This window comes from Rhodophyticola sp., from assembly GCF_965284195.1.
Lineage (GTDB): Bacteria > Pseudomonadota > Alphaproteobacteria > Rhodobacterales > Rhodobacteraceae > Rhodophyticola.
Window position 1 is genome coordinate 3,706,351 of sequence record NZ_CBDIRM010000001.1, and the last position, 13,936, is coordinate 3,720,286.

Here is a 13,936-nt window from a genome sequence, read left to right on the forward strand (position 1 = left end):
ACTTGGTTGAAGCCAGTGAAATTGAAAGGGAGCACCCATGAAGGACGTTAGCATCTTGGCCATTGATCTCGCAAAGCACAGTTTTCAGGTTTGCGGTACCACCACGGACGGCGAGATTCTGTTCAATCGGAAATATTCCCGCGCGCAGTTCGAGCAGTTTCTGACATCCCATCCGGCCTGCCTGGTTGCGATGGAGGCTTGTGCGACGAGCCACCATTGGGGTCGGACGGCTATGGCGGCAGGCCACGAGGTGCGACTGATCCCGCCAGTATACGTGAAGCCGTTTGTCAGGCGTGGAAAGAATGATGCGAATGACGCAGCGGCCATAGCGACAGCAGTCCGACAGCCAGACATGCGCTTTGTTGCCGTGAAGAGTCAGGAGCAACAGTCGCAGGCTATCCTCTTCCGCACGCACCAGTCGTTCACGCGTGCGCGGGCTCGGATGATGACCACACTGCGCGGACAACTCGCAGAGCATGGGGTCATCGTGCCGAAGGGCCATGCCGCGCTTCTCGCCTTCGAGGAGCAGCTTGAACGAAACCCCGAGCGCGTCCCGGATCTTGTGCTGGAGACGGTTCGATTGCTCTATCATCAGATCAGCCAGCTCGGTCAGTCCATCAAGACGCTGGAGCGACAGATGGCCGATATTGCCAAGAAAGACGAAGTTGCCCGTCGCATCCAGACCATGCCCGGTGTCGGGCCCGTCAATGCAGCTGCATTCCTCGCCTTCGCCCCGCCGATGGAATCCTTCAAACGCGGCCGTGACTTTGCCGCATGGCTTGGCCTCGTTCCGAAGCAGCTCTCGACAGGCGGGAAGACCCGCTTGGGCCGGGTGAACAAGATGGGGCAGTCGGATATGAGGCGACTGCTCGTAAATGGCGCGACCGTCTGCATGCGATGGGCCGCTGCCAAGGGTGTCGATCCAGACAGCTGGCTCGGCCGCCTGATGGCAAGGAAACCATGGAAGGTCGCCGCGATCGCACTCGCGAACAAGATGGCGCGAGCACTTTGGGCCATGGTCACGAAGAAAGAGGAATACGCGGGCGGCCTGGTCACCTACGCCTGATCAAGCCACCTGAAGGATTTTGCCGAGGGCGCAACGCCTGAGGTGAAGCGCAAGGAGTTCTGAGGGGATTATGGGCTAACTGATCTCACGTTCAGCTTCGGGAAAACCATACTCTGGTCCAGGACCTTCGAGTCCGGAACGCTGATTTTGGAACCGGAGCCTCGAACACCATAACGGCCCGTGGCGGAAGGTGTCACATCGAGAGGCCTGACACACGGGCGATACCGATCACGACGCCAGGAATCCGAACCAGAGCAGACTTGCAAAACCGGGAGCATCCACACACGATCAGATCGAAGGTCTGCCGGACAGCTTTCATCCAGACCCCGCGCCGCCGCACAGTCACGCGATGCATGAACCCATCCCGCACATGCAGGATTTCTTCGAGGCGATCGACATTGTGACCAGCTTCACCGGGCGGGAGGTCTACTACATGGCCTCGGTCGACAAGGTCTACATGCCCGACATCTCCGGCATTATGGAGCAAGCTCACCAAATAAGGTTAGATAGCTATTCTACCTTTATTTGAAGGTCCATTGCCGCAAGGCATTGAAGCAAGAACGCGGAACTAAAGCCACCCCGGCTTATCTTGTTCGCCACGCCCCCAGAACTCATATCGACACCTATCAGAGCCAGACGGGCAGTAAGCTGGTCAACGGTCACGCCTTTTGATCGCATGGCCTCACGGACTAACTCACGCGCCCTATCTTCATACTCCGCATTCACCGGGCTAGCCTTACGCGCAACCGGCTTGGGTGGGGCAGGCCTCTGCGCTCTATCAATCGTATTCATGGATCACCTTTTTTGGAATAACCATATTCGGTGAATATAGTTCTTGACGCGGGTTCTGTCCACTGCCATAAGAAACTCACCAAATAAGGTGAGTATCATGTCACAGCACTTCCTCTTGTCACCCGCCGCAAAAACGCTTTCGCTTGTGAAAGTCATGCGCATGTCGCACGACGAAGCCCGTGATGCTTTCCGCAACATTCGCTTTGCTGACACCGATGGCGCACCATACTGCCCAGAATGTGGCTGCTGTGAAGCCTACGACCTCAAAACACGCCAAGTATACAAGTGCAAAGGCTGCGCTAAGCAATACAGCCTGACCTCCGGCACGATCTTCGCAAGCCGCAAACTGGCAATCCGCGATATTCTGGCGGCAATCGCTATCTTCATAAATGGCGCGAAGGGCTACAGCGCGTTGCAATTGTCCCGCGACCTGTCGGTTGATTACAAAACCGCGTTCGTTCTGCTACACAAGGTCCGCGAAAGCATAGAGATTGCCCGTGATGCTGGCGCTCTTTCTGGCTCGGTTGAGGTCGATGGCGCATACTTCGGTGGCTACGTGAAGCCTGCCAATGAAAAGAAGGATCGCAAGGACCGCCGCAAGAAAGTCCACCAGTCAGGCAAGCGCCAAAGCGTAATCGTGATGCGTGAGCGTGGCGGGCGCACACTTACATACGTGACAGCCACAGAGGCCGAGGGCGTGGCGCTGGTGGCATCCAAGGTGCAGCACGGCGCAACCGTACACGCTGATGAAGCCTCACATTGGGATCGGTTGGCCGCTTACTTCCCTATAAAGCGGATCAACCACCAAGTTGCGTATTCGAAGGACGGTGCCTGCACCAACCAAGCGGAGTCATTCTTTAGCCGCCTGCGTCGTGCAGAAGTTGGCACACACCACCATATCGCAGGCAAGTATCTGGGCGCGTATGCCGCTGAAATGGCGTGGCGTGAGGACGTGAACCGTCAAGCCAACGGCCACCAGTTCGCTATGGTGATCGGCGCTGTGACTGCCGCCCCCGTATCCCGCCAGTGGAAAGGATACTGGCAGCGTCACGCGCAATAAAAACGGGCGACGGTTTCCCGCCGCCCTAGTTGGATTCATACAAGCTACATGGACCGCTAACGCCTAGCCCAGTGCGGGGTTCAGATCAGCGCGAGTTAACGGCTGCGCCAGTGAGCGCAGACATGTTCAACTCGGCCAAAGCGGACGCGTTCATACGCGGTCACAAAGACACCAGTTCTCATGTCCCATTCTCCTTACGAGAGGGATTCCCCTTGAAAAGGGGCAGAACTTTTGTCATATTACGAGTGTCTAGTCCGCATTTTGACTTGGGCTCTGCCCCAACCGATTTGCCGCTAAGGGGGTCGATCCGCACTTTGCTGGTCGGCCTTTCCTTTCAGTCTCCCTGCAACGCCGCACGGCTTACGGAGCAGGGCTAGACAGGTATCTTCATTTTCGACTCCTTCTACATCTTGGGGCTCAACGCCCTGATGCCCATATTGCATACAGCCCAATCGGGCGTCAAGCCTGTATTCGGTCTGTATTCGATTGCAAGTTGACCAAGGCACCCCCTGTGTGCGATAAGGCTTGCAAGAAGGAGTGACTAAGATGTCTGATGAAGTCCAAGTAGAAAAGAAGAAACGATTCCGCTCCCCACCTTACCCTTCGTTTGATCTCGAGCGCGCAGTGGAGCGTACCACTTTGCTTGACAAGGTAGCACAGCACCACGAGGTCGGCGTGAACGCGCTGACGGAAGCGTGGGGCATGAAGTCAACAGACGGGCAGGTATGGCGAAGCGTAGCTGCGCTAATCCAATATGGGTTGGTCACAGATTCGGGAACCGGCAAGTCCAGGAAATTCAAAATTAGCGACTCTGGACGCCGAATCGTTCGCGACCCCCACCCTGATTCCGAAAAGCGCCTCAATGCTCTAAAGTCAGCCGCATTGCTTCCTATGATTCATAAAACGCTTTGGGATAGGTTTGGCGCAGCGCGTGATTTGTCTGAAACTGTTCTCAAGGGATACCTTACTCTAGATCGGCTTGATGAGGGTGACACGCCTTACAGTGACAGCGCCGCCGATGAGGTGATTTCTTGCTATAAGAAGACTTTGGCCTTTGCTGGACTCTCTGATTCCGATAGTATTCGTGATGAAGGCAGCGATGAAGCGAATACGAAACCTGAAGGCGGGGCTGCCACGCCAAATACAGTAGGTGTTAAGGTTGGTGACTACATCAAATGGACCTCAGGTGGCGTTGATCAGTTTACATCAAAGCCCGTTGATTGGATCGCAGAGGATGAAACTCATTTGCGCGTGTTCGGAAGCCCCACAGGAATCCCAATGAATGAAGTAGAAGTTGTCTCGGCACCAAAGATCCCCGCAAGTCCGCCAAGGACACCGGCATCTGGTCTTTCAAGCGCAGCGCAAGCTACCGGCGGGAAGGCAAATCTGAATGCGACGGGTTATGTTGTTGATGGAAGACTACAGCTTAGCGCTGACGTAGACGCGGATGAAATTGACGCTCTGAAAGACATGCTTACAAAGTATCAGGAAATCCTGCGTATGATGAATTAAGGCGGCTCACTTGCCGCCCTTTTTCAACTCCCAAAGTTTGCACACACCATCCATGCCAGCCTCAAAGATAAGTCCATCCTTCTTGATGGTGTTTATGGAAATGCCGATACGCTTCCGCAGCAATCGCAAGGTATCCGCATCACCATCTATCATCTGATCTATAACCCAAGCGTCCGCGATCTGGCGGGCTGACAGCGGATCAGAGGCTTCCCTTAACTGTGTCAGGATGAACCGCTTCAAGTGACCCTTGGGCGCTGTGTGGCGCGGCATAAACCCGTCATGGTAGGTGGTTGGTGGCTTGGCGCTTGGATCAAACAAGGCAACGCAGGCGTCGATATGCTTGATGCTAGTTCGCACCCGCTCTGCCTCTGCCATGATTTTGCCAAGCATCTTGGTCAGCTCTTTCCGCTTGGCGTTCAAGCCTGATACGGTGTTGGGGCGTTCATATTCTACAGTGTTTTCCATGCCCCCTTATGTCTAACCATTTAAGATTATGCAATAACCTTATTTGGTGAGCTTGCTCCATAATGCCGGACATCTCGCTCTTCGAGGATCCACGATCCTTCTACGGATTATGGGCGCATGAGCTGGCCCATGCCACGAAAGCACGACATCGGCTGAACCGATCCTATGGAGACGCGCGGTTTGGCAACACGGCTTATGCGCGGGAGGAGATCGTTGCCGAACTCACCTCGTGTTTTCTGGGGCAGGAGCTTGGGTTTTCTGCCCATACGCTTGAGATGAGTGCTGCCTATCTCGACAACTGGCTCCGTGTTTTGCGCTCGGACAAGACCGCGATCTTCAAACATGCCGCCGATGCGCAACGCGCCTGCGACTGGCTCATCATCGCGTCGAAAGCCGGTCGCAGAGCCGCGACCGATAAGGTTGCCTGACCCCCGTGTGAAGGAGATTTAGATGAGCCGCAGAGAACCGAAGACCTTGCGTGTCGCCTGCTTTCCTGATGGCGTGCGCACAACCATCACCTTCCGTCGTGGCGCGTGACCTGCTTCCACCGACATCGACTTCTGGGTCGCTGCGACGTCGCGCCATTCTGGGTGACAAAGGTCCGAATTGGGCAGATCGTTCCAGTTCTGACCCCGCGGTATGCCAGCCGTTTGCGGCGACCGGCAGCATTGCCTTTTCACAAGGCAGCCATACCGGCATCGAGTACATCATCGCTGTTCCTGTCCATCATCAGGAAATGGCTCCCGCCTCTGGCAACTGTTTTTGCGGTGTCGATGAAGCATGCGGAAACACCGCGCGCGCGCAGCTTGGCCACGGAGTCACGCCAGCCCTCCGCGCGATCAAACCAGTGTTGTGCGGTGTCGAGGTAGTCGCCGGCCAGAAGCGTGATGGGACAGGTCACATCGGATGGCGGAAATGCCGAAGGTTCGACGGCCAGAATGCCGAATACCTTGTCCGGTCTCGCTCGGAAGGCATCAAAGCCGACCTCTCCGCCTTGGCTGTGACAGACGAGACTGGCCGCGCCAAGGCGGTCGATAAGGGCGATCACCCCATTGGTCTGCAACTGTGTGGTGGAAAGCCAGCGCGGCACGATACGCTGCAGGAAACCGTCCAGCGCCGATACGGGAAACTGAGTGCCTTCAAAGGCGCGACGGCGGACAAACCCGTCAGACGGCCCGATGCGAAAGAGCGTCCAGGCCTCTTCAGCGGAGCGCAGGATGGGTGCATCGTCCCAAAGACCGGGCGCAAAGCCGGATCGGCCACGTTCGACCATATCAACCACGTGAACCTCCCGCCCCCGGTCGAGCAGCAGGTTGATCCATCCCGGCCGCCCGTCGGGTGTGGTTTCCCATGTGCTCCCGTGCATGCCGCCGCCATGGACCAGAACGACCGGCGGCAGATCCCGAGCGCGATCGGGGATGAAATACTGCACATAGGTCTGCTCCACCGCGAAATGGCCACGGGGATCGTAGGTGTAGCTTGCGGTACGGGTGAACTGCACCTCCTGCGGTTCGCCTTCCATCACCCGGTGCATCCGACCGCCCACGGTGTAGCTCCCGAAATCGCGTAGAGTGTAGCTCATCCGGCCTCCGGTTCGTTGCAATTGAAAGCTGGCCCCACCTGTACGTGGAGGCCAGCCTTGGCATCAGTCGAGGGAGGACAGCGACTGATACTCGTTATAGGCCGCCGCATAGGTGCGGTAGCTTTCGATCACACGGGCGAACATCTCATCCTCGGCGGCCTGTTCGGCGTAGACCTCATCCGCCGCGGCGCGCAGCGCCTCCAGAACGCTGTCGGGGAAACGTTGCACGATGGTGCCGCCATCGCGGAACTCCTGCAGGACCTCGGCCTGCGCGCCGGCGGCCACCCCAAGCGTCCAAAGGTTGATGTCATTGCACGACACTTCGATCGCGGTTTGCTGTTCTTCGGTGAAGCTGTCCCAGAGGTCCTTGTTGACGTAGAACTCGATGAAGCCAGCGGGCTGGTGCCATCCGGGGAAGTAATAATAGTCGGCCACCTGATTGAAACCGAGCAAACGGTCGACGAGCGGGAAGCTCAGCTCGGTTGCGTCCAGACGCCCGGTTTCCAGCGAGGTCGAAATCTCGCCAACAGGCAGGGACATTGCATTGGCACCGAGCCGCGACAGGATCGCGCCGCCAAGCCCACCGATGCGGATGTTGAGCCCCTGAAGGTCTTCGGGGCTGTTGATCTCGGACGTGTACCAGCCGCCAGCCTCGCTCAGGATCACGCCACAGGCCATGGGAACAAGGTTGTAGGGCTCGTAAAGCTCGCGCCACAGCTCGATCCCACCGCCATGATTCAGCCATGAGATATAGGACAGGGGGTCGCCGCCGAAGGGCACCGAACCGAAGAGCGCGGCGGCCGGTTCCTGACCAGAGGCGTATGCCGCGAAAGACCAGCCCGCCTCGATCGCGCCAACGCCGACATTGTCGAAGATCTCGAAGGGCGGCGACAATTCGCCCGCGCCCAGATGCTCGAAATTCACCTCGCCATTGGTCAGCAGCGACACATTGGCAACGAACCGGTCGGCCGCCGGGCCAAGAACCGGCAGCGTCGTGCCAAAGGCGCTTTGCATGTTGTAGTCCTGTGCGAGGACGGGTGTGGCGGCCACGGCCAGCGCCGCGGCGGTCAGATGCAGTTTCATGGGTCTCCTCCTGGGTTGAACATCTTTGTTCTTGGGTATTGTCATGTCAGTCCGGTGATCAGGCCGGGAAAGGCGACCAGCAGCCCGAGAATGAGGAGCTGCAGGCCGATGAACGGCAAGACACCGCGGTAGATCTCGGATGTGGTCAGCCGCTCACCGACGGCACCGCGCAGATAGAACAGCGAAAAGCCGAAGGGCGGGGTCAGGAAACTGGTTTGCAGGTTCACTGCCACCAGGATGCCGAACCAGATCAACAACGTCTCTCCGCTCAGGCCATTGGCGAAATCCAGCCCGGCGATAATAGGCGCGAAGATCGGGACGAGGATCAGTGAAATCTCAAGCCAGTCCAGCACGAAGCCGAGTACGAAAATCGCCGCCATAACCACGATCAGAACCGTGTAGGGCCCGTCGCCGAACGCCATCAGCCCGACCTCGACCACGTCGTCGCCGCCAATGGCCTTGAACACGGCCGCAAAGCAGGTGGCTCCGATCATCACCAAAAGAACCATGGAGGTCGTCACCACAGTCTGCCGGGCGGCCTCGAAAACCGTGGCCCAGTGGAACTTCCCGTAAATCAGTGTGATCAGGATCGCCCCGAAGGCGCCGAGCCCGCTGGCCTCGGTCGGGGTGGCTAGCCCGGCAATGATCGAGCCCAGAACACAGACCACCAGCGCGATCAGCGGGCCAAGGTCGATCAGCAGTCTCAACGGTGATGGCGGCGGCCCGGAGCGGACCTGACGGGCCAGGCCACGCGCGCGCCAGATGACCAACGCTCCGTAAGCTGCGACCAGCAACAGGCCAGGCCCGATGGCGCCGGCGAACATGTCGGGCACCGGGGTCTGCAACTGATCTCCAAGCACGATCAGCATGACGGAGGGCGGGATCAGAATAGCCAGCGTACCCGAAGAGGCAATCAGCCCGGCGGATGTGGCATTGTCATAGCCGGCATCCTGCAACTGCGGCAAGGCGAGCATCGCCAGCAAGACAACCGAGGCGCCCACGATCCCTGAAGAGGCTGCCAGCAACATCCCGATCACCAGAACCGAAATGCCCATGCCCGCCGCCGATCCGCCGAGCGCCGTTTGCGCGGCCCGCAGCGCCCGCTGTGCCACGCCGGATTTTTCCAGCACCAGCCCCATGAATATGAACATCGGTATCGCCACCAACAGCCAGTTTGACAGGACGTTGGCGTAGATCCGGCTGACCAGCAGGTTGAAATACGCCGTTGGCAGATCCGACAGCAGGATAAAAAGCGCCGCCGCCCCCGCAAGCACCATGCCGACGCGATAGCCCGCAAGGATGCCGGCCAGCGTCAGCGCCGCCATGGCCAGAGGCAAGACGGCTTCGCTCATTTCGCGGCCCGGATGAGACGCAGGGTTTCAAAAGCGATGTAAAAGGCCAGGATCGCAAGGCCGAGCGGCAGGACCGATTTGATCAGCCACAAATCCTCCAGCCCGCCATTGCGCGAACCTTCGTCCGAGCGCCAGGCGCGCTGCATGAAGGCCCACGAGGCAGGCAGGATCAGCGCAAAGAACGGTACTGCGAAAAGCAGATTTCCGGCCAGGTCCACCCGCGCTTGCCAGTTCGGGCGGTAGGCCTGATAGAGGAAGTCGACCCGGACATGGCGATCGCGGTGCCAGACCAGCCCGGCCGGGACCAGCCCCAAGATCACCAGCAGATGCCATTGCAGGTCCAGCAAGCTGTTCAAGGTCACGGCGCGCCCGATCAGCACCGCTGGCTCGGGCCGCGTCAGCAGGGGATTGATGTCCAGCGCATTGCAGATGACCTGCACGACCACCGCCAGCATCAGCACGATCAGGAGGACGGCCAACATCGCCTCGATTCTTCGCGACACGCGTTCCATGACAACTTGCATTCGGTCTCCCCTCCCCGACGAGACTTATTCGTTCCATATGGAGCAATATAATTCCACTTGGATCAATCTATTTCTTCGGCTTAAGGTCTTGCCATGAAGCTGATCGACATCGTAAGTGCGACGCCCTTCGAAATCGGGTATCGCATCGCCTTTCTGACAAACTTCCTGCGTGAACCGATCCTGCGCCGAATGGAGCGCGAGAAGGGGCTGATCCGGCCGGAACTGACGGTGCTGATGTGCCTCAAGTTCCGCAATGGACTAAACGCGCGTGACATAAGCGAAATCACCGAGCAACCGTCGAACACGATCAGCCGGGCAGTTGGCGCGCTTTTGGCGAAAGGCATGATCTCGCGCCGTGACGACCGCGAGGACGGACGGCGAAAGCTCCTGTTTCTGGAGCCGGAGGGTGAACGCGTTCATGATCAGGTGATCGCAATGTTCGTCGAGGCCGAAGACCATCTGACAGCATGCCTCAGCCCCGAAGAACGTGCACAACTTTTGTCGATGCTCGATCGAATGGCCAGGGATGTGCCGCGCTGGCAGAAATTACCGCCCTACAGGGACAAGCACCCCGATGACTGAAAACCTCTGCCCAGTCTCAAGGCCGGTCGTCTGTGCGGGCTTCGGGCGCGCGGTGAATGGAGCAATCGCCACCGAACCATTTTCGATTACAACGGCGACCGTCGTCATTCCCGCATCAACTGGCTCGACGTGGGCGGTTTCATCTCGCCGGCCGGGAAAGGCCAATGACCTCAGCGAGCCAATCTATCAGGGCAGTGCAACAGTGGAACAGATCAGGACTGCCAAGCGTCTGGCCGATGGCATGAGACTATTGCTCAAGCATGACCACCGTTTGCCCAAATGCGCTCGCCTGCTCGACGTGAAGATGCGCCTCGGCGCAGCGGTCGAGCGGAAATGTGGCGGCGATGGGGATTTCCAGCTCGTGGGTCGCAAGCCAGCGCTGGCCTTGCTTGCGCGCGTCTTCGGGTATGGCGAAGCCCTGGATGAAGCGGATATTCGCGCCTTTGGACGCGAAGGCGTAGTAGTCGAGGGCCGGCGTCGGATCCGACGTGCTTGAATAGCTGGCGATAACCCCGTTCGGTTTGATCAGCCGCACATCCACCGTCTGATTGGCCGCAAAATCGACTTCGACGATGCGATCGACGCCTGTCCCATCGGTGAGATCCCGGACTTTGCCGACGACGTCTTCGTCGTGGCGGTTGATCGGCGTACCGGCCAGGGCCCGCACGCGTTCGGCGTCCGTCGATCTGCCGACCGTTGCAATGACACGGGCGCCGTCCTTTCGGGCGATCTGCACCGCGAGATAGCCGACAGCGCCCGCACCGCCCTGAACCAGAACCGTTTTGCCCGCGACCGGTCCATCCGACAGGACCGACCGGTGGGCGGTCATCGCAGGCACGCCCAGACATGCGCCTTGCGCCATCGTGAAATGATCGGGTAGGGGGACTGCCTGCGCTTCGGGCAGCGCGACGAACTCGGCCGCCGTCCCGAAGGCGCGTCCGGCTTGTCCGTAGCCCCCTTGGGCATTCCACAGCCAGACGCGCTGGCCCACCCGATCGGCGCTGACGCCTTCTCCGACCGCTTCGATCGTGCCTGCACCGTCGCAATGCGGGATGATCAGCGGGTGGTTCATTTGCATGCCGCCCCAGCCCGCCCGGCGCTTGACGTCCGCAGGATTGATGCCGGAGGCCGCGACACGCACCAGGACGTCCCCCGGGCCTGCGACCGGCGTGGGGAAACGTCCCAATTGCAGCACTTCGGCCGCGGGGCCCGTGGTTTTATAGTGAACCGCGCGCATCAACCGGCGACGAGCGAGATGTGCCGCGTTGCCTGTCTGAGGGCGGCGACCAGCCGGTTCTGGCCACGCACCAGCTGGTTTTGAGCAAAACCGAGCGTGTCGTCGTGCTGGTCGAGCTCCGTTGCCGTGTGGATCGTCGGCAGGGGCGGGATCGTGGCCGCAGGGTCGTGGCGAAAGCGCGGCTCGCGACAGAAGTTGATCGGCACGAGAATGCGGGCAAGGTCCTGAATGACCGTGTTCGCCTTGTCTTCCGCCACTTTTCCCGCCCCGGCCGCTCCATAGAACGTCTCAAGCGCATCCAGAAGATGCTGCGCAGCCTCGGCCGACGGAGAGAGGTCGAACCGGTCGCCTGCGGCTGCCTGATACTGTTTTATCGTATTCTGAAACTCCCGCGCCGTTATACGCCAGTCGAAGGGCAGGATCCCGGCATTGACCGTGCGCAGGATTGCCAGGAGGTAAACCTTGATGTCGCGCTCAAGGATGTCCTTGTCGGCGATTTCGAGTGTGTCGTTTTCCGTATGCCAGGCGATGTTGGCGCCGCAGCCACCGACCGTGTAGTACCCCTTCTCTTCCCGCAAGACCGTCGGCATCGTGGAGGACAGCATGAAGTAGCCCGAGATCCCGATGTTGTTGAAGGAATAGTCGCCCGCCCTGTGCGGCCGTTCCCCTTCGGCGGTCTTGCCTGCAACCTCTTGGATGACGGCGCTGATCATGTCGTCGGTCTCTGGCATGCGCGACAGGTTCAGGAACTCGGTCGCCCAACGGCAGCCGGGGCTGTCGCAGTTGACCTGGGCCACACAGTTTTCTTCGAGGTCGAGAGCGAAGGCATCCGCGTACCATGTCGAGCCCGCATAGCGCCCCGTGGAGTGGCCGGGCCACCAGCAGATCCGCACCGACCGGCGCAGCTTGTCGCGGTTCGCCCAGAGGATGCGGGCAATCTCCAGCATGCAGGCATCTCCGACGGCATTGTCGCCGACGCCCACGTCCCAACTGTCGAGGTGACCGTGCAGGAGGACGTATCTGTCGGGCTCTTCCGTGCCGGGGATCACGACCTCGACCAGCTTGCTGTCGAACCAGCCCTCTTCCATTTCGGTGAATATCGTGGCGTCGCCGCCGTTCTTGGCCAGCGCGATCAGCGCCTCTCCGTCGGGCTTGTTGACCGCGACGGCGGGGATGCCCGGCTTTCTCGGCAGATCGTCAAGGTCCGGGACGCCCCAGATCGTCGTGCAGATCCCCCAGTGAATATCGACGCCCGGGTTGATCGCGATGACGCCGACGGCGCCCAGATCCTCGAACTGGCGCACCATGACCGGGCTTGCGAAACCCTCGGAGATCACGATTGCGCCTTTTGCAAGGCCTGCCATATCCGCCGCGCCATCAATCTTGATGTCGAACATGTCGTCGATGTCATCCACCGCATTGGCCCCGAGATATACGAGCGGGGCCGTCACCCCGCCACGGGCATCCGTGGCATAGGCCGGCGGCTTGGCGCGGTAGGTCGTGCCGGATGCCTCTACCCGCGCGGCACCGGGCAGGCTGAGATAGAGAGATGGCTTGTGGACCGTCGCGGGGACGCCATGGCGCGAGAGGCGCTCAACCACCTCATCCATTCCGCGGTTCACATCATCGGGGTGCTCCCGCTTGAACGTGGCGAAGCTTTCCACCAGACCCCAGGGCTCTTCCATTGTTACCTGGTCGAGAATTGCGGTTTCAGAAGTCTTCATGGCACACCTCGTTGTTTCATCTGTCAAAACATAGTTTCATCAAATGAAGCGTGACAGCCGAGGGGTGATTCGACAAGCGTGGGGTCGATTCGGATCAGGTGGCGCCCGTGAGACCGAGCTTGCCACTGATTTCAGCAGCGGCGTCTTCAATAAGCGCAAGATAGCGGCGGCGGCGGGTTTCATCGTACCGCGCCATCGCGCCCGCAACGGACAAGGACGCGATGACGTCCCCGGAGGCGCTTCGGATCGGCGCCGCGATGGAAAACGCCCCATCGTCGAGATCGTTGATGGCGATGTGGAAGCCATCAGCGCGGATCATGTCCAGCCGCGCGCGGAGGTCATCTGGGTCCGTTGCCGTGTTGGAGGTAAAGCGCTCCAGCGGTTCGGCCAGGACGGCTTCCCGGACATCTTCCGGAGCAAATGCGAGGAGCAGCATGGATCCTCCCCCGGCGTGCAGCGGCCCGTAGCGCCCCGGATTGGCGAAGATTCGCATGGCGTGATGGCCGGCGAGGGTCGCCAGAACAAGGGATTGGTGCCCATCCCGCAGAATCAGGTTGATGTTTTCCGTCGTGTCATCGCGCAAGCGCTCCATCACCGGACGGGCGGCCGTCATCAGGGTATTCTGCGCTCCGGCCTGTTCGCCGAGAACGCCTATCCGATAGCCCAGAGAATAGACGGCCTTGTCACCATCCCGAACCACGAAACCCCGTGCCTCAAGGGTCGAAAGCAGCCGGAAGACGATGGTTTTGGTCAATCCCAGGCGGGTGGCAAGTTCCGTCACGCCTTGTCTCGGATGGCTTGCCAAAGCTTCAAGCACGCGCAGGGCGCGGTCGACGGCAGCGATGGTGTAGTCGCGGGGTTCAGACATTTTCGGCCCTACTCTTTTTACGTGAGGCTTGCTTTGCAATAAATTTGCCGCATACTGACTTTAAAACAATGTTTCGCTTAGTGAAACAC

15 protein-coding genes and 1 pseudogene are annotated in these 13,936 nt (G+C 59.6%); 7 read left to right on the forward strand and 9 right to left on the reverse strand.

What is annotated here, in order from left to right; genetic code table 11:
• Positions 1-37: 37 nt before the first annotated feature.
• Both ACQ651_RS18565 and ACQ651_RS18570 read left to right on the forward strand, forming a co-directional pair.
• The gene (locus ACQ651_RS18565; protein WP_430448200.1) at positions 38-1,066 is read left to right on the forward strand and encodes an IS110 family transposase; all 1,029 of its coding nucleotides are present in this window, start codon (positions 38-40) and stop codon (positions 1,064-1,066) included.
• Between the two features lie 349 nt (positions 1,067-1,415).
• Positions 1,416-1,595 (forward strand): hypothetical protein, encoded by a 180-nt coding sequence (locus ACQ651_RS18570; RefSeq protein ID WP_430450100.1) that lies wholly within the window; start codon positions 1,416-1,418, stop codon positions 1,593-1,595.
• On the opposite strand, the gene ACQ651_RS18575 is transcribed toward ACQ651_RS18570, so the two are convergent.
• On the reverse strand, positions 1,577-1,858 hold the full coding sequence (locus tag ACQ651_RS18575; protein WP_430450101.1) for a DUF6471 domain-containing protein: 282 nt from the start codon (positions 1,856-1,858) through the stop codon (positions 1,577-1,579). The two genes, ACQ651_RS18570 and ACQ651_RS18575, sit on opposite strands and share 19 nt — an antisense overlap.
• Before the next feature lie 97 nt (positions 1,859-1,955).
• On the opposite strand from ACQ651_RS18575, the gene ACQ651_RS18580 reads away from it, so the two are divergent.
• Together ACQ651_RS18580 and ACQ651_RS18585 are read left to right on the forward strand one after the other, a co-directional pair.
• The gene (locus tag ACQ651_RS18580; protein WP_430450102.1) at positions 1,956-2,918 is read left to right on the forward strand and encodes an IS1595 family transposase; all 963 of its coding nucleotides are present in this window, start codon (positions 1,956-1,958) and stop codon (positions 2,916-2,918) included.
• 546 nt (positions 2,919-3,464) lie between these two features.
• On the forward strand, positions 3,465-4,430 hold the full coding sequence (locus ACQ651_RS18585) for a hypothetical protein (RefSeq protein WP_430450103.1): 966 nt from the start codon (positions 3,465-3,467) through the stop codon (positions 4,428-4,430).
• Between the two features lie 6 nt (positions 4,431-4,436).
• On the opposite strand, the gene ACQ651_RS18590 is transcribed toward ACQ651_RS18585, so the two are convergent.
• Positions 4,437-4,895 (reverse strand): hypothetical protein, encoded by a 459-nt coding sequence (locus tag ACQ651_RS18590; RefSeq protein WP_430450104.1) that lies wholly within the window; start codon positions 4,893-4,895, stop codon positions 4,437-4,439.
• A 62-nt stretch (positions 4,896-4,957) separates the two neighbouring features.
• Here ACQ651_RS18590 and ACQ651_RS18595 point away from each other — a divergent pair.
• Both ACQ651_RS18595 and ACQ651_RS18600 read left to right on the forward strand, forming a co-directional pair.
• A pseudogene (locus ACQ651_RS18595) lies at positions 4,958-5,323 on the forward strand (zincin-like metallopeptidase domain-containing protein); the annotation flags it as partial.
• A gap of 22 nt (positions 5,324-5,345) precedes the next feature.
• The gene (locus ACQ651_RS18600; protein WP_430450355.1) at positions 5,346-5,432 is read left to right on the forward strand and encodes a DUF6330 family protein; all 87 of its coding nucleotides are present in this window, start codon (positions 5,346-5,348) and stop codon (positions 5,430-5,432) included.
• Between the two features lie 139 nt (positions 5,433-5,571).
• On the opposite strand, the gene ACQ651_RS18605 is transcribed toward ACQ651_RS18600, so the two are convergent.
• From ACQ651_RS18605 to ACQ651_RS18620, 4 genes are all read right to left on the reverse strand, one after another.
• Entirely contained in the window at positions 5,572-6,477 is a 906-nt protein-coding gene (locus ACQ651_RS18605; protein ID WP_430450105.1) for a hypothetical protein, read from the reverse strand.
• 63 nt (positions 6,478-6,540) lie between these two features.
• Positions 6,541-7,560 carry a TRAP transporter substrate-binding protein gene (locus tag ACQ651_RS18610; protein ID WP_227287438.1) on the reverse strand — a complete coding sequence of 340 codons (1,020 nt, stop codon included), beginning with the start codon at positions 7,558-7,560 and terminating at the stop codon, positions 6,541-6,543.
• A 41-nt stretch (positions 7,561-7,601) separates the two neighbouring features.
• Positions 7,602-8,912: a TRAP transporter large permease gene (locus tag ACQ651_RS18615; protein ID WP_430450106.1), complete on the reverse strand. Its 1,311-nt coding sequence runs from the start codon at positions 8,910-8,912 to the stop codon at positions 7,602-7,604.
• The gene (locus ACQ651_RS18620; protein ID WP_430450107.1) at positions 8,909-9,436 is read right to left on the reverse strand and encodes a TRAP transporter small permease subunit; all 528 of its coding nucleotides are present in this window, start codon (positions 9,434-9,436) and stop codon (positions 8,909-8,911) included. Before ACQ651_RS18620 ends, ACQ651_RS18615 begins: the two co-directional genes overlap by 4 nt.
• 93 nt (positions 9,437-9,529) lie before the next feature.
• Here ACQ651_RS18620 and ACQ651_RS18625 point away from each other — a divergent pair, with 93 nt between their 5' ends.
• Positions 9,530-10,018, forward strand: a complete 489-nt coding sequence (locus tag ACQ651_RS18625; protein ID WP_430450108.1) for a MarR family winged helix-turn-helix transcriptional regulator — start codon at positions 9,530-9,532, stop codon at positions 10,016-10,018.
• A gap of 247 nt (positions 10,019-10,265) precedes the next feature.
• On the opposite strand, the gene ACQ651_RS18630 is transcribed toward ACQ651_RS18625, so the two are convergent.
• From ACQ651_RS18630 to ACQ651_RS18640, 3 genes are all read right to left on the reverse strand, one after another.
• On the reverse strand, positions 10,266-11,255 hold the full coding sequence (locus ACQ651_RS18630; RefSeq protein WP_430450109.1) for an NADPH:quinone reductase: 990 nt from the start codon (positions 11,253-11,255) through the stop codon (positions 10,266-10,268).
• On the reverse strand, positions 11,255-12,979 hold the full coding sequence (locus ACQ651_RS18635) for a M28 family peptidase (protein WP_375550839.1): 1,725 nt from the start codon (positions 12,977-12,979) through the stop codon (positions 11,255-11,257). The genes ACQ651_RS18630 and ACQ651_RS18635 overlap by 1 nt, the downstream gene beginning before the upstream one ends.
• 94 nt (positions 12,980-13,073) lie before the next feature.
• A complete protein-coding gene (locus ACQ651_RS18640) occupies positions 13,074-13,847 on the reverse strand; it encodes an IclR family transcriptional regulator (RefSeq protein WP_375550838.1) in 774 nt (257 codons plus the stop codon).
• Positions 13,848-13,936 lie beyond the last annotated feature (89 nt).